The following is a 22,398-nucleotide window of genomic DNA, read 5'->3' on the forward strand; positions in this document are numbered from 1 at the left end:
ATGCCGCGGCCTGACGACGACTACGAGCCGGTCTTCAAGAAGAGCAACTGGGGCACGAGCCGGTACACCTACAACCCGGCCAACCCCGTGGGGATGGCCCTGATCATCCTCAGCCTCGTCTTCGCGGGCGTGATGATGTTCCTGATGGAGGAGCGGAAGGGCCCCTTCGAGCCTCCGGAGCAGACGCCCTGGAGCCCGTCGATCAAGGAGAACCCCACGTACTCGTGGGACGACACCCCCAGCCCGACCCCCTCCACCAGCCCGACCCCCTCACCGAGCTCCACCCCCTGAGCGCGCGGGGGGCGGCAGGCCGAGCGCGGCGTATGCCCCGTCCAGGACTTGCTGCCCCATGACCTTCAGCTGTTGCAGTACGTGGTTTCAGACAGGATCTCTCTGCGGTGCAACTGTCTTGAGGGTTCGGCGGTCGTCTCCGGTGCCGTCTGCGCCGCTGAGGAGGAGCAGGCCGCCCTGACCCGGGCGGACCAGATCTCCCCCGCACCGGACGCGTCCTGCCAGCTTTGGCCCCGGGGCTACCCGGGGCCATCAGAGATGGGGAAACACTCATGCGTAAGCGCGCCACCATGGCCGCTATTGCCAGTGCCGTGGCACTGTCCGTCTTAGTTGTTCCGGACGGTGCCCAGGCGGACGAAGTCGTGGGCGACACCACGATGGACGTGGTCATCAACGGCGGGTCCGACATTGTCCTGGGCACCACGAAACCGAAAACCTTCACCATCGCGGTGACTGCCACCGACGACTCGGGCATCAAAGAGGACTACAACGTTCCCGCGCTGTGGTATGGGCCCGGCCCGAAAGGGCCCGACGATCCGTATGGGCTCGTGGTCCCCGACAATGGCGCCGGTGACTGCGTGGCTCACAACGCCACGACGACCACCTGCACCTTCATCATGACGATGAACCCGCGGATCGAACCGCAGGACAACACCACGGCGGGAACCTGGAAGCTGACCGCCAGTGCCACCGGCAACGACTGGGACCACGTCCACAAGGACATAGCCGCCACGGTGAAGGTGAGACGCTATGCCAAGCTGACGGTCAACGCCTCGCCGGAGCCGGTGAAGAAGGGCAAGTCCCTCGCCGTCACCGGCAACCTGACCCGAGCCAGTTGGGAGTCCTACAGGTACGCCGGCTATGCGGGTCAGCCGGTGAAACTGCAGTTTCGCAAGAAGGGCACCAACACCTACACCACCGTCAAAACGGTGTCCGCAGGACGCGGCGGCGCCCTGAAGACCGCCGTCAAGGCTGCTGCTGACGGTTACTGGCGCTGGTCCTTTTCCGGTACGTCCACCACCAGCACCGCCACCGCCCCCGGCGACTACGTCGACGTGCGGTAAGCACGTATGAGACAAAGCGTGGCGCCGGATCCGCTCAGCCGGGACCCGGCGCCGTGTTGTCTCAGTACTGCTGGCGACCCCCGGGGTAGCGGACCGACTTCCGGCACTCGGGAGCATCCACCGGCGGAGTCTCCGGAGCGAGTACGAAGCACAGGCCCGCGTGGAGCTGATCCGCCTCATCCAGCGACAGCATCAGCGGCGCGAGCGCCACATGCTTGCCGAGACGGACGATCCCGAGTGGCACCGTGAGACAGCCGTCCAGATCACGCCGTACGCGCAGTCCCGCCGGGGTGGCCTGGAGCTGCCACCCGGACGTCATCCGCCGGTCCGGGCTCACTCCTCCACCTCGCTCGCTCCACCCGAGCCAGCGTCGTCGGACACCAACAGGCGACTGCCACGACTCTCCGCGATTCGGAGAGCATCACGCAGCGCCTCGACCAGACGGTTGGAGAGGAAACGGAGTTCCCCGGCTTCAGCCTTCGGATTGCTGAGCAGCACCTCGGCGTGGTCCAGGAGTTCAGCGCCCATGCGAAGCTGCACCGCAGGTAGCACGGCTTGCCAGCGGGCCCTGGCCAAGGCAACAGACGTCGTCGCACATTCACCGGGCCACCACCCCGTGTGGCGCACACGCAGACTCCACCCGAGCGCGCTGCAACACCTGATGCACACGAGGCAGCCGCAGCGTGGGGGCATCTACGCAGCTCGCCGTTGTACGCGTCTGGGCTGTCCGATGCCGCCCCTGACCGGGTTGTAACGCGCTCCTCACCGATTCGAAGATCCTGCCGATACAGTTCCGCACGTCGACCTGCTTTCCTCAGGTTGACCACGCCCCGGGGCGCAGGCACGCGTCGCCGGGGTCCTGTGGTGGGTGAAAAACTCCTGAGCCTTCATGCTGGTGACGTACGAAGCCCCCAACTTTCACAGTTGAGTGAAAGCCGGGGGCTGGACCGGCCGACACCACGGGCGGCCGAGCGGTGGGTCACATGCTGTGTTCGCCGGACACGATGGCGATCGACCAGTGGAGGTTTCCGCCGTGTACCTGGACGGACAATGCCTGAGTGGTGATGTCCGTGTAGACGCGCCCGATGGTGATAGGGCCGTTGCAGCCAATCTTCGTGGGTTTGCCGCCCCGGACTTTACGGTCGACGAGCGTCAATTTGCCCTTGCCTGCGCACATGGCATGGATGGTGTACACGTCGGTTGCGGGCTTGAAGGCGGGAAGGTCGGCGTCACCGGTTCCCTTGGTCACCGGCAAGAGGATCTTTGCGCCCGAGGGCAGGTCGAGGGATGTCCGCCCAGAGGATCCCTTGGGTTCGACAGCGGAACCATCGCCGGGCTTGGTGCTGGATGGCCGGGCTGTAGAGGCAGGGGAGTCTCCGTTGGCGTCATTGGCTCCCGAGCAGGCGGCGGTGAGCAACAGGATGAGCAGGGTGGGCACTGCGGTGTAACGCCCCATAGGGCAATCTCCTCACGGGAAACGCGCCCTAGGCAGACAGGCTGGGGCGCGTTACGGGACGCGTCCCGAGTCAGCGGATGACCCAGCCCTCACGATACGGGGCCCATGCCTTCATGTGCCGCTTTCCGTCAATTTCGCAGTTGCTGTACCGGGTGCCGGTGTAGCCGTAGATGTTTTCCTTCTTGATTCCGTAGTCGCCGTACACGGTCGAATGCGCCTTGACCTTGCCGCCGGTTTCGACGCCCAGTTCGGAAGTCCAGGACTTCTGGGCGCTGACGTTGACGTCAACCTTGATCTTGCCGAGCCACAGCATCTTGAATTCGGAACTCACTGTGACAGAACTGCCGATGGTGGTCGTGCCTGACTTCTTGGACGTGAACTTGAAGTCTATTTTGTAGGACTTCTTGTTCTGGATGAAGGTCGCGTACTTGACCGACATCGTGTTCTTCAGATTCCGAGTGACGCGGACCACGCCGCCGGGGGTGCAGCCCGGCTGGCCCTTGGGTTGCACGCCTCCGTCCCCGAGGTCGGGGCCGTCCACCTCGCCCGGGAGGGGCAAGTCCTCCTCCAGTGCTTCTGTGCTGTCGGCGCCCGATTCGGTATCCGCCCCGGCGACGGGTGTGTCCGTCACGGAACCGCGCTCGACCCCGGCTCCATCAATCGCGATCGGCGGGTCGACGATGGCCGGATCTGCTCCAGGCTCCCCCGCGAGGGCAGGTACTGAACTCCCCATGATCAGTACCCCGGCGGCGATTGCGACGACACTGGCTCTTCTCGGCACGAATGCCCTCCACAAATGTCCGACCCTCTGCGGGGTCGGTGGCGGCAATGATCAAACCATGCAATCCACTCAATGATCAAGAAGATCAAACAGAACCTGAGGAGGTTTAGCTCATAAACGAACACGGAACAACAAGTCCGTTTCTGGTGGTGAGCAAGCGGCGTGACGGAGTGAGCTCATCCGTAGAACCTGCGGCGTGAGCGTGATGGGGATGGCGTGGACGACCTAGAGACCCACCCAGGCCGCCAGGTGGTCGAGGGTGTCCGGCGTGCGCCGGGACAAGTGGATCAGTCCCCTGATGGTGTCCCGTGCGCCTGGGTGGTACCGCGTCTGCTGGGGCGCCAGCCTGCGCGCGGTGACCATGGACTTCAAGGCTGCTTCGGAACGTCCCGCTTCCATCTGGGCACGTGTTTGATCGACGTAGAAGTGAGCCGCGCGGGACACGGCCCAGTCCTTCGGTATCCGCACCTTCGTGGCCTCCCGCAGCGCTTCACCGTAGTGCCGCATCTCGACGTAGGCGGACACCACGTGCACGGTGACGTTCGTGGGCCCGAAGGACAGCCAGTGGACGTCGGTCGCTTCGCCGACCTGGTCCGCGTAAGACCTGGCCTCCGCAAGGTGGTTCCGAACCGCATCCGCGTCACGGGCGCGGGCCGCGATGATGCTCGCCCCGAGGTGGAGCTGCCCGGCAACGGCCTGCCGCGCCCGCGTCTGAGGCGACTGTTCCAACAGTCCCTGTCCAGAAGCGACGAGCCGCTTGCCGATCCTGTACTCGCCCTCCCGGAAGTAGACCAACGCACGCATGTACTGACGCACCGCGGAGAGCAGCGGATCCGAAGCGCGCGACGCAGCCCACTCCATCCGGTCCAGCGCGACCGTCGACAGGTCGTAGTAGCCCAGCTTCACGGCGAGATCATGCGCGGTGCGGTACGTACTCGACAGCGCGGCCCAGAGCTCCGACGATGGCGCTCGGCATGCGGCTGTAGTGATCTCCGCGATCGTGTCGGGAAGGTCGAGAGCGGCGTCATGGAGTTTCGTGGCCCGGACCTGCAGACACAGCTGCTCGGCAGCGGCGACGAGTTGAAGGGTCGGACGAGGACTGATCGCCGGATCGGCCCCCAGGTCGTAGAGGTCGAGAGCTTCACGGATCGGGCGAACCAGCGCGACCAACCGGTCCTGCTGCAACTCGGTCACATAGGGCTGCCCGGTCAGCGTGGTGACGTCGATGCACAGCGCTTTGGCCACCGCGGCAACCAAGTCGGGGCTGGCTGGCTTGTGTCCGGACTCCACGTGTGTGAGCAGGCTGTATGAGTAGGGCACTCTCTGAGCCAAGCCGCGCTGAGTCAGCCCAGCCCGCTTCCGGTGGTGTGCGATCCGAGTACCCGTGTGTTCGTCGCCGGGGAGCGGCATGCGTGCCTCCCTTTCGTGACTCACTCACAGAAACGCTACTCGTCCAAGCCATGACAGACGATGATGAACGGTGATTTCAGCCCGGACAGGGCGCGTTTGCGGGTTGGGTGTACTACGCGGTGGACTGCCCACATGACCACGAACCGCGTGCTCTACCTGTTCGGAAGTGCCGCACCGCCCGTGCTGGACATCGCCGGTGTCATCGAGCGGGCGCAGTCCGCCGACTGGGATGTCTGCCTCGGATTGACCCCCACGGCCGCACGCTGGCTTGACGACGACCTGCCAGCGTTGGAGGAGCTGACCGGTCACCCGGTGTGCAGCCAGTACAGGCTGCCCCACGAGCCCGAGGCATGGCCTCCCGCGGATGCCGCGGTCCTGGCACCCGCCACCTTCAACACGATCAATCAGTGGGCCCTGGGGATCACCGACAAGTTCGTCGTCGGCGTCGTGGCCGAGGCCATCGGCAAGGGAATCCCCACGGTGGCCATGCCGTGCGTCAACGCCGCCTTCGTCCAGCACATCCAGTTCGACACCAGCGTTGCCACGCTGCGCGCGATGGGCGTACGTGTGCTCTACGGAGAAGGCGGCTTCGTACCCAACAAGCCGGGCCAGGGCCGACCGGAGAACTATCCGTGGCACCTGGCCCTGGAAGCGGCCGCATCAGCCGCCGGTGCCCCTTAGCCGTCCGCAGGGGCCACGCCGATCGGGCAGCTCACGCCCGTGCCGCCGATGCCGCAGTAGCCCGCGGGGTTCTTGTCCAGGTACTGCTGGTGGTGGCCCTCCGCCGGGTAGAAGGGGCCCGCGGGGAGGATCTCCGTGGTGATGTCGCCGTAGCCCGAGCCGGTCAGGACCGACTGGTAGGCGGCGCGCGAGGATTCGGCCTCGGCCTGCTGCTCGGGGGAGTGGGTGTAGACCGCCGAACGGTACTGCGTGCCGACGTCGTTGCCCTGGCGGAAGCCCTGGGTGGGGTCGTGGGACTCCCAGAAGAGCTTCAGCAGGGCGCCGTAGGAGGTGATGGCCGGGTCGAAGACGACGCGGACGGCCTCGGTGTGGCCGGTGAGGCCGCTGCACACCTCTTCGTAGGAGGGGTTCCGGGTGTGGCCGCCCTGGTAGCCGACGAGCGTCGTCCACACCCCCGGGGCCTGCCAGAACTTCCGCTCCGCGCCCCAGAAACAGCCCAGTCCGAAGTCGGCGGTGACCAGGCCGTCCGGGTACGGACCGGTGAGCGGGTTGCCGAGGACGGTGTGGCGGTCGGGGACGGAGAACGCCGGGTCGGGGCGGCCCTTCAGCGCCTCCTCGGAGGTCGGGAGGTGGTTCTTGTGGCGGCTGAACAGCATGCGGGCTCCTCGTTCGGGTACGCGACGCGTCCCGTACAACGGATGCCGGCCCGGGAGAATTCCGGGCCGGCATCCGTCGTATGGCGGCCTCAGCGCGGCAGCGTCGCCGGGGAGCCGCCGTGGCCCTCCCAGCCCGCGACCGCGAGCGCCCGGTAGACCGCGTACTCGGCCGCCGGGTCCGCGCCGTAGGACCACGGCACCGCGCCCACATGGCCGTCCACGTGCCGTAGCTGCTCCATGGCCTCCGCGTACCGCTCCGCCCGCACCAGGAACCACACCAGCAGATGGCGGACGTGGGGGAGGACCGGGTGGTCGGCGGGGGCCTGCCGGGTCGCGAAGAGGGCGCCCTCGATCGCCTTGGTGATCACTTCGCTCTGGTAGAGGCCGCGCACCAGATTGACGTCGGGCAGGTGCTCGAAGACGCCGAACAGCGGCAGGGCCGGCAGCAGGCTCTTCTCCGGGGCGGAGGCGGCGGCCGCGTGGGTGAAGGCGTCGGCGAGCTCCTGGGAGCCGTGCCACTTGCCGCACCAGTAGTGCAGCGCGGCCAGATGCGCGCCCATGTGGTGCGGGGCGCGCTCGGTGACCTTGGACCACAGCTCCTCGAAGTCGGCCTGCCGGTAGCCCAGACCACGGGCGACGCCGAGCTCGATGATGTACGGCACCGGATCGCCGGGGGCCAGCAGCGCCGCCTCCTGGCAGACGCTCCGGGCCTCCTCGAGGATCATCCGGAAGTCGGGCGAGGACGGGTCCAGCAGGGCCTGCCGGACCAGGAACTCGGCGTGCACCTGGGCCGCTCCCGCGTCCTTGGGCGCCGCCACCCGCCAGGTGCGCAGCCACATACCGCCCTGGCCAGGGGTCCGCGCCAGTTCGTAGGCCGCCGCCCCGGCCAGCGTCTGCACCCGCTGCCAGCGCAGCTCCGACGACGCCTCGGTCAGCGCGAGCAGCCGCGCGGCGGGCTGCCAGTCCTGAGAGGACTGGACCTCCTCCAGGGCATCGGTGAGCGGGCGGTCCGGGCCGGGCAGCCGGACGTCCAGCCGCTCCGGCGGGACGAAGCCGTACTCCGCCGGGTCCGAGGCGCGCAGCGCCCCCCGCATGGCCTCGCGGCCCCCGCGCATCCGCCGCAGCGCGGGCAGGATGATCAGCCCGCCCACCATGACGAGGGCGATGAGGAAGATCAGAAGCTCCATGAGGATCCCCGTGAGAAGGTGCGAACGGTTCCGACGGTGCCAGGCCCTGTCCTGCCGGTCTTCGCGGGCCCGCGCCTGATCTCCAGCCTATGCGCCCGCCCGGACGAGGGACCCGGCACCGCCCCGCCGGGCGTTACCCTCGGCCCATGACCGACCAGCATCAGCACCCGCAGAGCTTCGAGACGCTCGCCATCCACGCCGGCCAGGAGGCGGACCCGCTCACCGGGGCCGTCGTGCCTCCGATCTACCAGGTCTCCACCTACAAGCAGGACGGGGTGGGCGGCCTGCGCAACGGTTATGAGTACAGCCGTTCCGCCAACCCCACCCGTACCGCCCTGGAGGAGAACCTGGCCGCGCTCGAAGGCGGCCGCCGCGGCCTCGCCTTCGCCTCCGGCCTGGCCGCCGAGGACTGCCTGCTGCGCACGCTGCTGGTGCCGGGCGACCACGTGGTGATCCCGAACGACGCCTACGGCGGTACGTTCCGGCTGTTCGCCAAGGTCGTCGAGCGCTGGGGCGTGGAGTGGTCGGTCGCCGACACCTCCGACCCGGCCGCGGTACGGGCCGCGCTGCGCCCCCGCACCCAGGTGATCTGGGTGGAGACGCCCAGCAACCCGCTGCTCGGCATCACCGACATCGCCGCCGTCGCCGATATCGCCCGTGGTGCCGGGGCCCGGCTGGTCGTCGACAACACCTTCGCCAGCCCCTACCTCCAGCAGCCGCTGGCGCTGGGCGCGGACGTGGTGGTGCACTCCACCACCAAGTACATGGGCGGTCATTCGGACGTGGTCGGCGGCGGGCTCGTCGTCGCCGACCCCGGTCTCGGCGAGGAACTGGCCTACCACCAGAACGCGATGGGCGCGGTCGCCGGGCCCTTCGACTCCTGGCTGGTGCTGCGGGGCATCAAGACCCTCGCCGTCCGGATGGACCGGCACAGCGCCAACGCCGCGCGGATCGCGGAGCTGCTGGCCTCCCACGCCAAGGTGACCCAGGTCTACTACCCGGGGCTGCCGGAGCACGCCGGGCACGAGGTCGCCGCCAAGCAGATGCGGTCCTTCGGCGGCATGGTGTCGTTCCGGGTCGCGGGCGGCGAGGAGGCGGCGGTCGAGGTCTGCAACCGGGCGCGACTCTTCACGCTGGGCGAGTCGCTGGGCGGTGTGGAGTCACTGATCGAGCACCCGGGCCGGATGACGCACGCCTCCACCGCGGGCTCGGCCCTGGAGGTGCCCGCCGACCTCGTCCGGCTGTCGGTCGGCATCGAGTCGGTCGACGACCTGATGGCCGATCTGACCCAGGCCCTGGGCTGACGCAGGCCCCACGACCTAGGCTGACCCGTCCCTCACCACCCCTCCAGCGGAGGGGTGGTGTCGGTCGGCGGCAACGTCCACGGCTCGACGATCGCCGCCCACACGCCGAACGCGACCACCGCGGCGAACAGCAGCACCCAGCCGACGGCCCGTACGGCCCGCCGACGGCGGAGGATCCGCTGTCCCCGGCCCGCCGCCCGGTCCGCCAGATCGGGGGGCAGCAGCGGATGCGGGCCCTCCATCAACCGGCGGACCTCGTCCTCCTTGCGGTCCCAGGAGCTCATGGGACCGCTCCCGCCGCGCCCGCGGGGGTGCTCGCCGCCGTGCCGCCGCGGCGCGGCGGCGACGGCTGCCGCGGCACCCCGCTGCGCATCACGGACACCGCGCGGGTGCAGATCGCCCGCACCCGTTCGACCGGGAGCCCGAGCGCGGCGGCCGTCTGCTCCTCGGCCACGCCCTCGTAGAGCCGCAGCACCAGCACCAGCCGCTCGCGCGGGGTCAGCCGGTCCAGGGCGCCGCCGCGCGGACGGCGGTAGTGATGGCCGCGGCGGGCGAAGAGGGCGGCCAGTTCCATCCGGGTGCGGTCGTACGGATCCTCGCCGCGCAGCCGGTCCCAGCGGGCGTACGTGCGGGCGAGCGCCGTGTTGAGCAGGCGCTGGGCGTCCGCGGTGTCCCGCGTCAGTGGTTCCCCCGTGAGCAGTGCGGCCGCATGCAGCAGCCTGCCACCCGCGCCCGCGACGAATGCCTCGAACTCCCGGGCCCGGCGGCTCTCCTGTGCTGCCCGCCGATCTCGCACCGCGCCTCCGCCTCCCCGCTCCTTTAGGACACGGCAGGTACGGGCGCGCGGTCAAGAGGTCTGCCGCCGGTCCGTGAGATGCGGGCGGCGGGCGCCGCGGGCCGCGCGTTCCGTCAGGAGGTGGGCGCGGTCTGCGGTACGGCGTCGGGCGCGGTCTGCGGCAGTGCCCCGTTCGGGTCCTGGACCAGGGTGTTGTGTGCAACGGAGAGGGAGCCGTTGAAACGGGTCAGCAGCTCGCAGAAGACATCGCGCTCCTCCGCCGTCCAGCCCTCGGTCACCTGGGCCATCAGCTCGCGCCGGGAGGAGCGGACCTCCTCCAGCCGGGCCTTGCCCCGGGGTGAGAGCTGGAGGACGACCGCGCGGCCGTCCTCGGGGTGCGAGGTGCGCTTGACCATGCCGGAGTCGACCAGCGGGGCGACCTGGCGGGTCACGGTGGAGGAGTCGATGCCCATACCGCACGCAAGCGCCTTGACCCCCATCGGACCTTCCTGGTCCAGCCGGTTGAGCAGCAAGTAGGCGGCTCGGTCCATGGAGTTGCGGGCCTGTCCGACGCCGCCGAGGCGGGTCTGTTCGGCGCGGCGCGCGAAGACCGCGACCTGATGCTGGAGGGAATCCAGTACGCCTGTGTGGAGTTGAGTCGTCATGTCCGATTGGGTGGGCATGGCCTGGGGCTCACTTCATGCGGTGGTCTGTGGGATGTGGCACAGAGTACGCGGCCGGGGCCCTGCCCGTACGGGGGCTGCAGAAACCTGCCGTTACCCGTGCATCCCTATCGGCCGCCGCCCCGCGCCGTGACGGAGGGTTATGCCTGGTGGCGCGGGGGTCGCCGGGTCACGGGGCAGTGGTTGAACCAGTGGCGGCGGTTTTCCGGCAGGTTCTCCCCGCTGGGGCCCGCGGCCCCCGCACACGCCCCTGTTGGCGCGATGCGGTCACGCCGGGGGTGGGGCGTGGCGGGCGTGGCGGTGCTGGGCCGGCGGCGCAGGGGCGGGGACTGGGGGAACGCCCGGTTGCCGGGGGTTCCGGCGCCGCCCCGGGCCCCTCTCACGGCGACGAGCTGTAAGACTGGGGCCATGGCTCCACGACCCGGCGACGAAGGCGGGCGAAACGATTCCGCCCCGCACACCGCACCCTCCGCGATCACACTCGACGATGTGCGCAAGGCACAGAAGATGCTGTCGGGGGTCTCCCGGATCACCGCACTGGAAGGCAGTCGTCATCTCTCCTCCCTGGTCGGCTCACCGGTCCAGCTGAAATGCGAGAACCTCCAGCGCACCGGTTCCTTCAAGCTGCGCGGCGCCTATGTGCGGATCGCGGGCCTGAGCGCCGAGGAACGGGCGGCGGGCGTGGTCGCGGCGAGCGCCGGGAACCATGCGCAGGGCGTCGCACTGGCCGCCTCGCTGCTGGGCGTGCGCTCGACCGTGTTCATGCCGGAGGGGGCACCGCTGCCGAAGATCGCGGCCACCCGTGACTACGGCGCCGAGGTCCTGCTGCGCGGCCAGATCGTGGACGAGACGATGCGGGCGGCGCAGGAGTACGCCGAGCGGACCGGCGCGGTCTTCATCCACCCCTTCGACCACCCCGACATCATCGCGGGCCAGGGCACGCTGGGGCTGGAGCTCCTGGAGCAGTGCCCCGAGGTGCGCACCGTGGTGGTGGGCATCGGCGGCGGCGGACTGGCGGCCGGGGTCGCGGTCGCGGTGAAGGCGCTGCGCCCGGACGTACGGCTGGTGGGCGTGCAGGCGGAGGGCGCCGCGGCGTATCCGCCGTCGCTGGCCGCCGGGCGTCCGGTGTCGATCGAGGCGCCGGTGACGATGGCCGACGGCATCAAGGTCGCACGGCCGGGCGACGTACCGTTCGCGATCATCGACGAACTGGTCGACGAGGTCCGCACCGTCACCGAGGACGAGCTGTCCAGCGCGCTGCTGCTCTGTCTGGAGCGGGCGAAGCTGGTGGTGGAACCGGCGGGGGCGAGTCCGGTGGCCGCGCTGCTCTCGGCGCCGGAGTCGTTCGAGGGCCCGGTGATCGCGGTGCTCTCGGGCGGCAACGTCGATCCGCTGCTGATGCAGCGGATCCTGCGGCACGGAATGGCCGCGGCGGGCCGGTACCTGTCACTGCGGCTGCGGCTCACCGACCGGCCGGGGGCGCTGGCCTCGCTGCTGGGGGCGCTGTCGGTGGTGGACGCCAACGTCCTTGACGTGAGCCATGTACGCACCAATCCGCGGCTGGGGCTCAGTGAGGCGGAGGTCGAGCTGCACCTGGAGACCAAGGGGCCGGACCACTGCGACGAGGTGCGGGAGGCGCTGAGCTCGGCGGGGTACACCGTGATGGCCTGACGCTCCAGGAGTCGGAGTGACGGGTCGGGCCGGACTGGCGCGGTGAGATCGGTGAAACGCATGTCGCGATGTATCGCGTCTGCGCTACTCTTCCTATCTGCCTACTGCCGCACGCTGCACAAAGCGGCGGAAATATGCCTTTATTGAGAAGGCGCATCCGCCGTGGCGAAAAACAGTCGCTCACCGCGGCGTCAGAAGATCTCCGTGGAACGACCCAACCTCCTGGGAGTGCCAACATGCCAGGCGCTATTCATGCCGAGGGTCTGGTGAAAACCTTCGGCGACGTAAGGGCTCTGGACGGCGTCGACCTCGACGTACCCGAAGGAACCGTGCTCGGACTGCTCGGCCCGAACGGCGCCGGCAAGACCACGGCGGTGCGTGTCCTCACCACCCTGCTCCGCCCGGACAGCGGACGGGCGGTGGTCGCGGGTGTGGATGTCCTGAAACACCCCAACGAGGTCCGCCGCTCGATCGGGCTGTCCGGCCAGTTCGCGGCCGTCGACGAGTATCTGACCGGCCGCGAGAACCTCGAGATGGTCGGGCAGCTCTACCAGATGCCCGCGCGGGCGGCCAAGGCGCGCGCGGGCGAGCTGTTGGAACGGTTCAACCTCACGGACGCCGCCGACCGCACCGCCAAGACCTACTCCGGCGGTATGCGGCGCCGCCTGGACCTCGCGGCGGCCCTGGTCGTCAGCCCGCCGGTGATGTTCATGGACGAGCCGACCACCGGCCTCGACCCGCGCAACCGGCAGGCGCTGTGGGAGGTCATCCAGGAACTGGTGGCCGGCGGTACGACCCTGCTGCTGACCACGCAGTACCTGGAGGAGGCGGACCACCTGGCGCATGACATCTGCGTCATCGACCGCGGCCGGGTCATCGCGCGCGGCACCTCCGACCAGCTCAAGGCCCGCACCGGCGGGGAGCGGGTGGAGGTCGTGGTGCACGAGCGCGACCACATCGCGGTCGCGGAGCAGGTGCTGCGCGCCCTGGGCAAGGGCGAGACCACCGTGCAGGAGCACACCCGCAAGGTCACCGTCCCGGTCGTCGGCGGGGCCAAACTGCTCGCCGAGGTCATCCGGGAACTGGACAACCGCGGCGTCGAGATCGATGACATCGGGCTGCGCCGCCCGACCCTCGACGACGTGTTCATCTCCCTCACCGGCCACGGTGCCGAGGAGGACGGCGCGGATCCGGGCCGCACGTCCGCGGACGCGGACCAGGCGCCCGCCGGGACCGCCGGGGCCGCCGGGACCACCGGCACCGCTGGCACTACCGGGACCACCGGCACCACCGGCACCACCGGCAAGGGAGGAAAGTGATGGCCGTCGTCGAGGAGACCGGTGCCACCGTCGCTGCGGCGCCCCGCCCGCGCGGCGGACCGCTGGCATCCGTACGGGATTCCCTGGTGGTCGCCAAGCGGAATCTGATCCGGATGATGCGCATCCCGGAAGTGGTCATCTTCGGCCTGATCCAGCCGATCATGTTCGTGGTGCTGTTCAGCTATGTCTTCGGTGGCGCGATCATGATCCCCGGGCAGAGCAGCACGGACGCGACGGTATATCGCGAGTTCCTGATGGCCGGGATCTTCGCGCAGACGGTGACCTTCGCCACCGCGGGCGCGGGCGCCGGGATCGCCGACGATATGCACAAGGGGCTGATCGACCGCTTCCGCTCACTGCCGATGGCACGCGGCGCGGTGCTCACCGGCCGTACGCTCGCGGATCTGGTGCAGACGGCGCTCACCCTGGTCGTGCTGGCGATCGTCGCGCTCATCGTGGGCTGGCGGATCCACGACGGAATCCTGAACGCACTCGCCGCCTTCGGGCTGCTGCTTCTGCTCGGCTACGCCTTCTCCTGGATCGGCGCGCTGATCGGGCTGTCGGTACGGACGCCCGAGGCGGCCACGTCCGGTGGGCTGATCTGGCTGTTCCCGCTGACCTTCATCTCCAACGCCTTCGTGCCCTCCAGCCAGATGCCCGCGTTCCTGGGGCACATCGCCGACTGGAACCCGTTCAGCGCCACCGTCCAGGGCTGCCGTGAGCTGTTCGGCAATCCGCAGGGCGTGGTCTCGGACGCCTGGCCGATGCAGCATCCGGTGGCGGCGTCGGTGCTCTGGTCGGTCGTGATCATCCTGGCCTTCCGGACGCTGTCGGTCCGGAAGTACCGCTCGGCGACCGCCTGAGCCCACCCGGTCCGGCCCCTGGAGGGCCGGATCCCGGAACCCGCGGACAGCGCGGACAGCGCGGAGCCCCGGCCGTTCCGACGGCCGGGGCTCCGCGCGAGGTACGGCGGGCGAGGGGCGCTCAGCCCTGGTACGGCTTGGCCTCCAGGATCCGCACCGACGCGGTGCGGCCGTTGGGCAGCTCGTACTCGGCGTCCTGGCCGATCTTCTTGCCGGTCACACCCGAGCCCAGCGGAGACTGCGGGGAGTAGGTCTCGATGTCCGCGCTCGCGTACTCACGAGAGGCCAGCAGGAAGGTGAGGGTGTCATCCGGGTCGCCGTCGAAGGCGATCGTGACCACCATGCCGGGGGCGACCACACCGGTGTCCGCGGGTGCCTCGCCGACCTTCGCCTGCTCCAGGAGCTGCGTCAGCTGACGCACCCGGAGCTCCTGCTTGCCCTGCTCCTCCTTGGCGGCGTGGTAACCCCCGTTCTCGCGGAGGTCACCCTCCTCCCGGGCAGCCTCGATCTTCTTGGCGATCTCGACACGTGCAGGACCCGACAGGTACTCCAGCTCGGCCTTGAGCTGGTCGTACGCCTCCTGGGTCAGCCAGGTGACGTTCTCGCTGGTCTGGGTCACAGGTGCTCCTCGTCGGTACTGGGAATACAAATGAACGCCCTACTCAGAAGGGTGCGCCTTCAAAGCCGGGCGAAACCACGAGCCTAACAATTCCGGCAACAAACAGGGAGGAGGGAACTGGGCGGAACCCGGAGGAAACCTGTCAGCCCTGGTCAGATCGCACTCCGCTGAACGACACGTACCGTCCGTTCATCGGACACCCGGTCGGCGGACGGCTCCATCGCCTCCCCGTGGGGGCTCAGCGGCCCGAGGCGGCCTTGCAGTCGACCAGCTCTGCGGCGGTGGCACGGCCCGTGGTGCGCACCGTGACGACCTTCACGAGCTCGTCCTCGCGCTGGGCGAAGGTGAAGTCCTTACGGCCCACCTCGGCGTGGTCCTTGTCCAGCGTACGGACCGTGCAGACCCCGGTGGTGTCCTGGTCCTTCATGACCTCGAGCCGGACCTCGACGGCGTCCTCCGCGACCACCTGGAAACCGAGCACCCGGCCGCTGACGTCCTCGCCGGTGATGTACGCGTATCCGAACCAGGAGATCAGGGCGAGCAGCCCGGCACCGAGCACGGCTCCCACGATCTTCAGCGTCCGGTCAGCGCGTGCGTCGGCAGAGCGGCCGTAGCGCCCGTCGGGCAGACCTTCGCGCACCGCGGCCATGATCCTTCCTCCTGCTCGGGGGACTCGGAATTATTCGACCCCGCCGTGGGTCACTATAGAAGCCGTCTTCCGCGACGAATCACTGAGGATCGAACTTGACTGAGCAGCTGCGTTTGATGGCCGTGCACGCGCACCCTGACGACGAGTCGAGCAAGGGCGCGGCCACCATGGCCAAGTACGTGTCCGAGGGGGTGGACGTGCTGGTCGCGACCTGCACCGGTGGTGAGCGCGGCTCCATCCTCAACCCCAAGCTCCAGGGGGACCCCTATATCGAGGAGCACATCCACGAGGTCCGCGCCAAGGAGATGGACGAGGCGCGCGAGATCCTCGGTGTGAAGCAGGAGTGGCTGGGGTTCGTGGACTCCGGGCTGCCCGAGGGCGACCCGCTGCCGCCGCTGCCGGAGGGCTGCTTCGCGCTCCAGGACGTGGAGGAGGCGGCGGGCCGGCTGGTGGAGCTGATCCGCACCTTCAAGCCGCAGGTGATCACCACCTATGACGAGAACGGCGGCTATCCGCACCCCGACCACATCATGACCCACAAGATCACGATGGTGGCCTTCGAGGCGGCGGGCGACCCCGAGCGCTACCCCGGGACCGGGGAGCCGTGGCAGCCGCAGAAGCTCTACTACAACCAGGGCTTCAACCGGCCGCGCACGGTCGCGCTGCACGAGGCGCTGCTGGCCCGCGGGCTGGAGTCGCCGTACGGGGAGTGGCTGGAGCGCTGGAAGGACTTCGGACGGCCCGAGCGCACCCTGACCACGTATGTGCCGTGCGCCGAGTTCTTCGAGATCCGCGACAAGGCGCTGATCGCGCACCGTACGCAGATCGACCCCGACGGCGGCTGGTTCCGCGTCCCGATGGACGTCCAGCGGGAGGTCTGGCCCACGGAGGAGTACGAGCTCGCCAAGTCGCTCGTGGACACCTCCCTCCCCGAGGACGACCTCTTCGCGGGCATCCGCAACAATTGACCTCATGATGAGCTCGACCAGCACCCTCGCCGTAACGCACCTCGTCCCGCTCGCCAAGGAGCTGGACGAGAACAAGGTGACTCCGGGCGTCCTCGGTTTCATCGTCTTCGCACTGATCGGCGGCGCGGTGTGGCTGCTGATGAAGTCCATGAACAAGCACATGAAGAAGGTGGACTTCGAGGAGGGCCCCGAGCCCGCCAAGGCGTCCGCCGGGACCGCGGCCAGCACCGCCCCCGCCGACCGCCCCAAGGGCGAGAGCCCGGCCTGACCCGACCCGTCGGGCCGGTGCCCCGCCGGGCCCCCGCCGGGCCGTCTCCCACGAGCTGATCCACGAAGGCCGCGGCGGGACAGGACCTAGGCGGCGGGAGCGTCCGGCAGCACCGCCGTGACCTCACGGGAGTGGCGGCTCGGGACCATCCCGAGCTGCCACGCCTGCCAGCCCGTCTCCGGCTCCACACCGCGCTCCAGCACCAGCGCGAACGCGTCCGCGCACCCCTCCAGCCGGGGGTCCCGGGGCGGGTCCTGCTCACGGAGCTCACGGCGGAGCTCCGCCAGCTCCTCCTGAGCCACCGCGGTACCGATCACCGAACCGCCCGCCGAGGCGAACGGCAGCAGGGTGCAGCGCAGGAACCGGGCCCAGGAGCGGCCGCGCCGGTCCTCGTACCCGGCGAACAGCGCGGCCGCCTCGTCGACCAGCTCCAGCGCCTGGGCGGCTTTGCCGTTCCCCGCGTCGATCACGGCCAGCTCCACACAGGACCACGCCTCGCCATGGGCCACGCCCACCCGGTGGAAGTCCTGCCGGGCGTCCTGGAGGAGCTGACGGGCGAACCCGCTGTTGCGCAGCGAACCGGTCTGGGCCGCCCTGAGGTCCCGGGTGACCCGCGCCGAATGGTGCCGGGCGCAGGCCAGCCCGTACGCGTCCCGCATCCGGCTGAACATGGTGCGGGCCCGCTCCAGCTCGCGCACCGCCGAATCGTGGTCGCCGCGCTCCTCCAGCGCCTGGCCCAGGTAGTACAGCGTCCACGCCTCACCGCGCGCGTCCTCGTTCTCCCGGTGGCGGGAGAGGGCCTGGCGGAGCTGGTCGACGGCGACCGACGCCTCCCCGTCCACCAGCCGGGCCCGCGCCAGCTGGGTCAGCGCCCATGCCTCGCCGCGCTGGTCATGGGTGGTGCTGTAGGCGTCCAGCGCCTCCCGCAGCTCGGCCTCCGCGCGCCCCACCTCGCCCATCCGCAGACATGCCTGGCCCAGCTGGAAGTGGGCCCATGCCTGGCCGTGCAGACTCTCGCTCTCCCGGTGCAGCTCCAGGGCACCGGCCAGCAGCTCCAGCGCTTCGGCCAGCCGCCCCCGGTCCCGCTCCACGGCGGCCAGCGCGTGCATCGTCCAGGCGCGGTCCCCGCGCAGCGCCTCGGCGGACTGGAGCCCCAGCGCCTCGCGCAGCTTCGCCGCGGCCTCCGCGAGCTGGCCCTGGTGGTGCAGGGTGATGCCCAGACTGCACAGCGCCCGGGCCGCCCCGGCCTCGTGCTGGGCCTCGAAGTACAGGTCCACCACCGAGGACAGGGTGGTGCGCGCCTGGTCCAGCTCACCGAGCTGGCGGGCGGCGATACCGGTGCGCCACTGCACGGACCGCACCAGCAGCCCCTGGTCGACGGCCTGGGTCAGCTCGCTGATCTCGCCCAGCCGGTAGAGATCGCCGCGCAGCAGGCAGTAGTCGCACAGGGCGCCCAGCAGATGCAGCACCGCGGACTGGTCCACGCCCTCCGCGTGGCGCAGCGCCGCGGTGATGAAGCTGGACTCGTCGTCCAGCCAGCGCAGCGCGGACTCCAGCGAGGTGAAGCCGTGGCCCGCGCCCTTGGCGAAGATATCGGCGCGGGTGGACGTCTTGCCGTCGACCAGCCGGATCACCGAGTCCGCCAGCTCGGCGTAGCTGCGGATCAGCCGCTCCTGGGCGGCGGTGCGCTGCTCCGGCTCCTCCTCGTCCAGCAGCCGGGCATGGGCGAAGGTCCGCAGCACATCATGCAGGCGGTAGCGGCTGCCCCGGACGTGCTGGATCAGCCCGGCGCGGGCCAGCGCCTCCAGATGACGGGCCGCCTCCTGCTCATCGGTGGCCAGCAGCGCGGCCGCGGCGGCCGTGCCCAGACTGGCCCGCCCGGCCAGCGCCAGCCGCCGGAACAGCCGCCGGGCGCCCTCCGGCTGGTCGGTGTAGCGCAGCCACAGGGTGCGCTCGACGGCGCCCACCGGGCCGTACGCCTCCAGCTCGGTGACCAGGGCGGCGGGGGTGCGCACACCCAGCGAGGAGCCCGCGATCCGCAGCGCCAGCGGCAGCCGCCCGCACAGCACCGCGATCCGCTCGACGGACTGCGCGTCATAGGGCCCGGCCCCCGCGGGCTCCTCGGCGGACTCCCGCAGCAGCTCCTCGGCGCCCGGCTCGTCCAGCGGGCCCACCTCCAGCCGGTGCACCCAGGCGCCGAGGTCGGCGGGCAGGGTGATCGGGGTGCGCGAGGTGACCAGGATCAGGCTGTCGGACTGCTCGGGGACCAGGGTGCGCACCTGCTCCGCATCGCTGGCGTCGTCCAGCACGATGGTGACGGGCAGCCCGGTCAGATGCTGGTGGTACAGCTCGGTGAGCCGCTTGACGTGCTGCTCCTGGCTGGAGCGCTCCCGGAACAGCAGCTGGTCCCGGGGCGCGCCCAGCCGGTTCAGCAGGTGCAGCAGCGCGTCACGCGTCGGCAGCGGGGCCTGTCCGGCGCTGTCCCCGCGCAGATCCACCAGACACGCCCCGCGGAACTGGTCCCGCAGATGGTGCGCCGCGCGCACGGCCAGCATGGTGCGGCCCGAGCCCGGCGGCCCCTCCAGCAGCACCACGGTCGGCCGGGTCTCGGTGCTGGCCCGGGCCTGCCGCACCCACTGCGCGATCTGGGTGATCTGGGCGCGGCGCCCGGCGAACGGACCCTCCGCCTCAGGGAGATGGGCGAAGGACTGCTCCAGCACGGTGCGTCTGCGGGCGGCCTGGCTGCGGTCGGCACCGCGCAGCCGCGGCGCCTGTCCCGCGGCGGCCGACACCCGCTTCGAACCGCCGCCCTGACGGGTGGCGGCCGTGGTCATCCGGTGCTGGTCGATGAACGGGCGGATGCCGCGCACCTCGACCGCCGTGAGCCACTGCAGCCGTAGCTGCTCCGCCCCGCCCGGCTGATGGCGCAGCGCGGCCTGACGGTGGGCCGCGGGCCAGTGTCCCGCCGTGAGCTTGAGGACCGCGGCAGCCGATCCGGCCAGCGCCGCGGTCACGCCCGCGCCCAGCGCGGCGCCCACCGGGACACCGAAGGTGAGGTCCGCGCCGAACGCCGCGGCCGCCGCGACCGCGACCGCGAGCGCAGGGGTGCCGAGCTGTCCGCCCGACAGCCGCGCGGACAGCGGCCGGCTGCCCGCCTCCGACTCCTCCAGAGCGCGCACATACGCGCCGTACTCCTCGGCCGCACTGGCCGCCATCCCCTCCAGCGCGCCGCGCGCCCGGCTGAGCAGCACCCCGCCGTCCGTGCGCCCGCCCGAACGGCGCACCTCCTCCTCCACGGCACGCGACAGCAGCCGCTCGACCTCGGTCCGATGACTGTCCCGAAGCGCCTCCAGCGAGCCCGGCATGGGATCCCCCTCCTCGCGCATGTGCCACGCGTCGACCGCGTGTTGCTCCCAAGTCTTCCGTTTCTGGCTCTTATCCGGCAGCCCTGTGGATAACTCCCGCCGGAGCCGCCCTGTGGACAACTCGCGTCATCCGGGAGTTGGGAGAGGATGGGGGCATGCCGAACCGTCTGGCCCACGAGACGTCCCCGTACCTCCTTCAGCACGCCGACAATCCGGTCGACTGGCGGCCGTGGTCCGACGAGGCGTTCGAGGAGGCGCGCCGCCGCGGGGTGCCCGTGCTGCTGAGCGTCGGCTATTCCAGCTGTCACTGGTGCCATGTGATGGCGCACGAGTCGTTCGAGGACGAGACCACCGCCGCCTACCTCAACGAGCAGTTCGTCTCCGTCAAGGTCGACCGCGAGGAGCGGCCGGACGTCGACGCGGTGTACATGGAGGCGGTGCAGGCCGCCACCGGTCAGGGTGGCTGGCCGATGACGGTGTTCCTGACCCCTGACGCCGAGCCCTTCTACTTCGGCACGTACTTCCCGCCCGCCCCGCGCCACGGCATGCCCTCCTTCCGGCAGGTGCTGGAGGGGGTGCGCGCCGCGTGGACGGACCGCCGCGAGGAGGTCCGTGATGTCGCCGGGCGGATCGTGCGGGACCTGGCCGAGCGCACCGGGATCGCGCTGGGGTCCGGCGCGCCCCAGCCGCCCGGCACCGAGGATCTGCATGCCGCGCTCATGGGGCTGACCCGGGAGTTCGACGCGGTGCGCGGGGGGTTCGGCGGCGCTCCCAAGTTCCCGCCGTCCATGGCGCTGGAGTTCCTGTTGCGCCACCACGCCCGCACCGGCTCCGAGGGCGCCCTCCAGATGGTGTCGGCCACCTGTGAGGCGATGGCCCGCGGCGGGATCTACGACCAGCTCGGCGGCGGATTCGCGCGCTACGCGGTCGACACCACCTGGACCGTGCCGCACTTCGAGAAGATGCTCTACGACAACGCGCTGCTGGGCCGGGTCTACGCCCATCTGTGGCGGGCCACCGGCTCGGATCTCGCCCGCCGTGTCGCTCTGGAGACCGCCGAGTTCCTGATCCGCGAGATGCGCACCGGACAGGGCGGATTCGCCTCCGCGCTGGACGCCGACAGCGACGACGGCACCGGGCGGCACGTCGAGGGCGCGTACTACGTCTGGACCCCCGAGCGGCTGCGCGAGGCCCTCGGCGAGGCCGATGCCGAGTTCGCCGCCGGGTATTTCGGGGTGACCGAGGACGGCACCTTCGAAGAGGGCGCCTCGGTGCTCCAGCTCCCCGACGGCGCGCGGCCGGTGGAGGCCGAGCGGGTCGCCTCGGTGCGGCAGCGGCTGCTGGCCGCCAGGGAGCGGCGGGCCCGCCCCGGCCGTGACGACAAGATCGTCGCCGCCTGGAACGGACTGGCCGTCGCCGCCCTCGCCGAGACCGGTGCGTACTTCGACCGGCCCGATCTCGTCGACGCCGCCATCGAGGCCGCCGATCTGCTCGTCCGCGTCCACATGGACCAGCACGGACGGCTGGCGCGCACCTCGCTGGACGGCACCCGCGGCGCCCACGCCGCGGTGCTGGAGGACTACGCCGATGTGGCCGAGGGCTTCCTCGCCCTGTCCTCCGTCACCGGCGAGGGGGTGTGGGTCGAGTTCGCCGGGCTGCTCCTGGACACGGTGCTGCGCCACTTCACCGCCGAGGACGGCACGCTGTTCGACACCGCCGATGACGCGGAGGCGCTCATCCGGCGGCCCCAGGACCCGACGGACAACGCCGCGCCCTCGGGCTGGACGGCGGCCGCGGGCGCCCTGTTGTCGTACGCCGCCGTCACGGGCAGCACCCGCCACCGGGAGGCCGCCGAGCGGGCGCTCGCCGTGGTGCGCGCGCTCGGCGCACGCGTCCCGCGCTTCATCGGCTGGGGGCTCGCGGTGGCCGAGGCGGCGCTCGACGGACCGCGCGAGGTCGCGGTGGTCGGCCCCGACGGCGACCCGGCGACCCGCGCCCTGCACCGGGCCGCCCTGCTGGGCACCGCGCCCGGCGCGGTGGTCGCGGTCGGCGAGCCCGGCTCCGAGGAGATCCCGCTGCTGCTGGACCGCCCGCTGCTGGAGGGCCGCCCGGCGGCCTATGTCTGCCGCCACTTCACCTGCGACGCCCCCACCGCGGACGCGGACGCCCTGGCCGCGAAGCTCAACGGCTGACGCCGGCGGGGCACGGCCCCACGCCCGCGCGGCCCGTGCCCCCGCCCCTGCCCACAGCGGGCAGGGGCACCGGGCAGCCTGGTGGTGCCTCAGTCCGTGTGACGTGTGAGGGCCCGCCCCGCCGGGCCCTCAGCCCCCGCCGGGGCCGGTCCGGCCGGGCTGCCGCCCCGTCGGGGGCCGACGCACGTCAGCGGTG

At 70.7% G+C, this 22,398-nt stretch carries 23 protein-coding genes; 10 read left to right on the forward strand and 13 right to left on the reverse strand.

Annotated elements, in window-relative coordinates; genetic code table 11:
- Both NMK44_RS03115 and NMK44_RS03120 read left to right on the forward strand, forming a co-directional pair.
- Positions 1-291 (forward strand): hypothetical protein, encoded by a 291-nt coding sequence (locus NMK44_RS03115; protein WP_254737949.1) that lies wholly within the window; start codon positions 1-3, stop codon positions 289-291.
- Between the two features lie 272 nt (positions 292-563).
- Positions 564-1,355 carry a calcium-binding protein gene (locus tag NMK44_RS03120; protein ID WP_254737951.1) on the forward strand — a complete coding sequence of 264 codons (792 nt, stop codon included), beginning with the start codon at positions 564-566 and terminating at the stop codon, positions 1,353-1,355.
- A 61-nt stretch (positions 1,356-1,416) separates the two neighbouring features.
- Here NMK44_RS03120 and NMK44_RS03125 read toward each other — a convergent pair whose 3' ends face one another.
- The 5 genes from NMK44_RS03125 to NMK44_RS03145 all read right to left on the reverse strand — a co-directional run bounded on the left by NMK44_RS03125 (position 1,417) and on the right by NMK44_RS03145 (position 5,002).
- Entirely contained in the window at positions 1,417-1,692 is a 276-nt protein-coding gene (locus NMK44_RS03125) for a hypothetical protein (protein WP_254737953.1), read from the reverse strand.
- Positions 1,689-1,883, reverse strand: coding sequence for a hypothetical protein (locus tag NMK44_RS03130; protein ID WP_374215224.1), 195 nt, complete (start codon positions 1,881-1,883; stop codon positions 1,689-1,691). Before NMK44_RS03130 ends, NMK44_RS03125 begins: the two co-directional genes overlap by 4 nt.
- Positions 1,884-2,334: 451 nt before the next feature.
- The gene (locus NMK44_RS03135; protein WP_254737955.1) at positions 2,335-2,811 is read right to left on the reverse strand and encodes a hypothetical protein; all 477 of its coding nucleotides are present in this window, start codon (positions 2,809-2,811) and stop codon (positions 2,335-2,337) included.
- Positions 2,812-2,881: 70 nt separating this feature from the next.
- A complete protein-coding gene (locus NMK44_RS03140; RefSeq protein WP_254737957.1) occupies positions 2,882-3,592 on the reverse strand; it encodes a hypothetical protein in 711 nt (236 codons plus the stop codon).
- A 225-nt stretch (positions 3,593-3,817) separates the two neighbouring features.
- Positions 3,818-5,002 (reverse strand): helix-turn-helix domain-containing protein, encoded by a 1,185-nt coding sequence (locus tag NMK44_RS03145; RefSeq protein WP_254737959.1) that lies wholly within the window; start codon positions 5,000-5,002, stop codon positions 3,818-3,820.
- A 132-nt stretch (positions 5,003-5,134) separates the two neighbouring features.
- On the opposite strand from NMK44_RS03145, the gene NMK44_RS03150 reads away from it, so the two are divergent.
- A complete protein-coding gene (locus NMK44_RS03150; protein WP_254737961.1) occupies positions 5,135-5,683 on the forward strand; it encodes a flavoprotein in 549 nt (182 codons plus the stop codon).
- Here the strand turns inward: NMK44_RS03150 and msrA are convergent.
- Together msrA and NMK44_RS03160 are read right to left on the reverse strand one after the other, a co-directional pair.
- Entirely contained in the window at positions 5,680-6,339 is a 660-nt protein-coding gene (gene msrA, locus NMK44_RS03155; protein ID WP_254737963.1) for a peptide-methionine (S)-S-oxide reductase MsrA, read from the reverse strand. The genes NMK44_RS03150 and msrA overlap by 4 nt on opposite strands.
- Before the next feature lie 89 nt (positions 6,340-6,428).
- A complete protein-coding gene (locus tag NMK44_RS03160; protein ID WP_254737965.1) occupies positions 6,429-7,526 on the reverse strand; it encodes a hypothetical protein in 1,098 nt (365 codons plus the stop codon).
- A gap of 146 nt (positions 7,527-7,672) precedes the next feature.
- On the opposite strand from NMK44_RS03160, the gene NMK44_RS03165 reads away from it, so the two are divergent.
- Positions 7,673-8,830, forward strand: coding sequence for a cystathionine gamma-synthase (locus NMK44_RS03165; protein WP_254737967.1), 1,158 nt, complete (start codon positions 7,673-7,675; stop codon positions 8,828-8,830).
- 32 nt (positions 8,831-8,862) lie between these two features.
- Here the strand turns inward: NMK44_RS03165 and NMK44_RS03170 are convergent, their stop codons facing one another.
- The 3 genes from NMK44_RS03170 to NMK44_RS03180 form a co-directional block, all read right to left on the reverse strand.
- Positions 8,863-9,114, reverse strand: coding sequence for a hypothetical protein (locus NMK44_RS03170; RefSeq protein ID WP_254737969.1), 252 nt, complete (start codon positions 9,112-9,114; stop codon positions 8,863-8,865).
- Entirely contained in the window at positions 9,111-9,626 is a 516-nt protein-coding gene (locus NMK44_RS03175) for a sigma factor-like helix-turn-helix DNA-binding protein (RefSeq protein ID WP_254737971.1), read from the reverse strand. Before NMK44_RS03175 ends, NMK44_RS03170 begins: the two co-directional genes overlap by 4 nt.
- A gap of 113 nt (positions 9,627-9,739) precedes the next feature.
- A complete protein-coding gene (locus tag NMK44_RS03180; protein WP_254737973.1) occupies positions 9,740-10,288 on the reverse strand; it encodes a MarR family winged helix-turn-helix transcriptional regulator in 549 nt (182 codons plus the stop codon).
- Between the two features lie 507 nt (positions 10,289-10,795).
- Here NMK44_RS03180 and ilvA point away from each other — a divergent pair.
- The 3 genes from ilvA (at position 10,796) to NMK44_RS03195 (ending at position 14,141) form a co-directional block, all read left to right on the forward strand.
- Positions 10,796-11,959 carry a threonine ammonia-lyase gene (ilvA, locus tag NMK44_RS03185; RefSeq protein ID WP_254738701.1) on the forward strand — a complete coding sequence of 388 codons (1,164 nt, stop codon included), beginning with the start codon at positions 10,796-10,798 and terminating at the stop codon, positions 11,957-11,959.
- Positions 11,960-12,195: 236 nt separating this feature from the next.
- Positions 12,196-13,278, forward strand: a complete 1,083-nt coding sequence (locus tag NMK44_RS03190; protein ID WP_254737975.1) for an ATP-binding cassette domain-containing protein — start codon at positions 12,196-12,198, stop codon at positions 13,276-13,278.
- Positions 13,278-14,141 carry an ABC transporter permease gene (locus NMK44_RS03195; RefSeq protein ID WP_254737977.1) on the forward strand — a complete coding sequence of 288 codons (864 nt, stop codon included), beginning with the start codon at positions 13,278-13,280 and terminating at the stop codon, positions 14,139-14,141. Before NMK44_RS03190 ends, NMK44_RS03195 begins: the two co-directional genes overlap by 1 nt.
- 121 nt (positions 14,142-14,262) lie before the next feature.
- Here NMK44_RS03195 and greA read toward each other — a convergent pair whose 3' ends face one another.
- Positions 14,263-14,760: a transcription elongation factor GreA gene (gene greA, locus NMK44_RS03200; protein ID WP_254737979.1), complete on the reverse strand. Its 498-nt coding sequence runs from the start codon at positions 14,758-14,760 to the stop codon at positions 14,263-14,265.
- A 238-nt stretch (positions 14,761-14,998) separates the two neighbouring features.
- Entirely contained in the window at positions 14,999-15,409 is a 411-nt protein-coding gene (locus NMK44_RS03205; protein ID WP_254737981.1) for a DUF4307 domain-containing protein, read from the reverse strand.
- Between the two features lie 95 nt (positions 15,410-15,504).
- Between NMK44_RS03205 and mca the strand changes: the two genes are divergently transcribed.
- Positions 15,505-16,377, forward strand: a complete 873-nt coding sequence (gene mca, locus NMK44_RS03210) for a mycothiol conjugate amidase Mca (RefSeq protein WP_254737983.1) — start codon at positions 15,505-15,507, stop codon at positions 16,375-16,377.
- 7 nt (positions 16,378-16,384) lie between these two features.
- The gene (locus NMK44_RS03215; protein ID WP_254738703.1) at positions 16,385-16,645 is read left to right on the forward strand and encodes a hypothetical protein; all 261 of its coding nucleotides are present in this window, start codon (positions 16,385-16,387) and stop codon (positions 16,643-16,645) included.
- An 86-nt stretch (positions 16,646-16,731) separates the two neighbouring features.
- Here the strand turns inward: NMK44_RS03215 and NMK44_RS03220 are convergent, their stop codons facing one another.
- Positions 16,732-20,010 (reverse strand): tetratricopeptide repeat protein, encoded by a 3,279-nt coding sequence (locus tag NMK44_RS03220; RefSeq protein ID WP_254737994.1) that lies wholly within the window; start codon positions 20,008-20,010, stop codon positions 16,732-16,734.
- A gap of 155 nt (positions 20,011-20,165) precedes the next feature.
- Between NMK44_RS03220 and NMK44_RS03225 the strand changes: the two genes are divergently transcribed.
- The gene (locus NMK44_RS03225; RefSeq protein ID WP_254737996.1) at positions 20,166-22,202 is read left to right on the forward strand and encodes a thioredoxin domain-containing protein; all 2,037 of its coding nucleotides are present in this window, start codon (positions 20,166-20,168) and stop codon (positions 22,200-22,202) included.
- Positions 22,203-22,398 lie beyond the last annotated feature (196 nt).

This window comes from Streptomyces cucumeris, from assembly GCF_024295805.1.
In the GTDB taxonomy this organism is placed as follows: Bacteria; Actinomycetota; Actinomycetes; order Streptomycetales; family Streptomycetaceae; genus Streptomyces; species Streptomyces cucumeris.

What these genes read in the sequence shown, in the direction of transcription:
- NMK44_RS03180 (WP_254737973.1), bottom strand. Translation starts at nt 10,288, where the DNA reads ATGCCCACCCAATCGGACATGACGACTCAACTCCACACAGGCGTACTG.
- NMK44_RS03120 (WP_254737951.1), top strand. Translation starts at nt 564, where the DNA reads ATGCGTAAGCGCGCCACCATGGCCGCTATTGCCAGTGCCGTGGCACTG.
- NMK44_RS03195 (WP_254737977.1), top strand. Translation starts at nt 13,278, where the DNA reads ATGGCCGTCGTCGAGGAGACCGGTGCCACCGTCGCTGCGGCGCCCCGC.
- NMK44_RS03215 (WP_254738703.1), top strand. Translation starts at nt 16,385, where the DNA reads ATGAGCTCGACCAGCACCCTCGCCGTAACGCACCTCGTCCCGCTCGCC.
- NMK44_RS03130 (WP_374215224.1), bottom strand. Translation starts at nt 1,883, where the DNA reads ATGGGCGCTGAACTCCTGGACCACGCCGAGGTGCTGCTCAGCAATCCG.
- NMK44_RS03220 (WP_254737994.1), bottom strand. Translation starts at nt 20,010, where the DNA reads ATGCCGGGCTCGCTGGAGGCGCTTCGGGACAGTCATCGGACCGAGGTC.
- ilvA (WP_254738701.1), top strand. Translation starts at nt 10,796, where the DNA reads ATGCTGTCGGGGGTCTCCCGGATCACCGCACTGGAAGGCAGTCGTCAT.
- NMK44_RS03170 (WP_254737969.1), bottom strand. Translation starts at nt 9,114, where the DNA reads ATGAGCTCCTGGGACCGCAAGGAGGACGAGGTCCGCCGGTTGATGGAG.
- NMK44_RS03145 (WP_254737959.1), bottom strand. Translation starts at nt 5,002, where the DNA reads ATGCCGCTCCCCGGCGACGAACACACGGGTACTCGGATCGCACACCAC.
- msrA (WP_254737963.1), bottom strand. Translation starts at nt 6,339, where the DNA reads ATGCTGTTCAGCCGCCACAAGAACCACCTCCCGACCTCCGAGGAGGCG.
- NMK44_RS03135 (WP_254737955.1), bottom strand. Translation starts at nt 2,811, where the DNA reads ATGGGGCGTTACACCGCAGTGCCCACCCTGCTCATCCTGTTGCTCACC.
- NMK44_RS03150 (WP_254737961.1), top strand. Translation starts at nt 5,135, where the DNA reads ATGACCACGAACCGCGTGCTCTACCTGTTCGGAAGTGCCGCACCGCCC.
- NMK44_RS03205 (WP_254737981.1), bottom strand. Translation starts at nt 15,409, where the DNA reads ATGGCCGCGGTGCGCGAAGGTCTGCCCGACGGGCGCTACGGCCGCTCT.
- NMK44_RS03165 (WP_254737967.1), top strand. Translation starts at nt 7,673, where the DNA reads ATGACCGACCAGCATCAGCACCCGCAGAGCTTCGAGACGCTCGCCATC.
- NMK44_RS03160 (WP_254737965.1), bottom strand. Translation starts at nt 7,526, where the DNA reads ATGGAGCTTCTGATCTTCCTCATCGCCCTCGTCATGGTGGGCGGGCTG.
- NMK44_RS03190 (WP_254737975.1), top strand. Translation starts at nt 12,196, where the DNA reads ATGCCAGGCGCTATTCATGCCGAGGGTCTGGTGAAAACCTTCGGCGAC.
- NMK44_RS03225 (WP_254737996.1), top strand. Translation starts at nt 20,166, where the DNA reads ATGCCGAACCGTCTGGCCCACGAGACGTCCCCGTACCTCCTTCAGCAC.
- NMK44_RS03115 (WP_254737949.1), top strand. Translation starts at nt 1, where the DNA reads ATGCCGCGGCCTGACGACGACTACGAGCCGGTCTTCAAGAAGAGCAAC.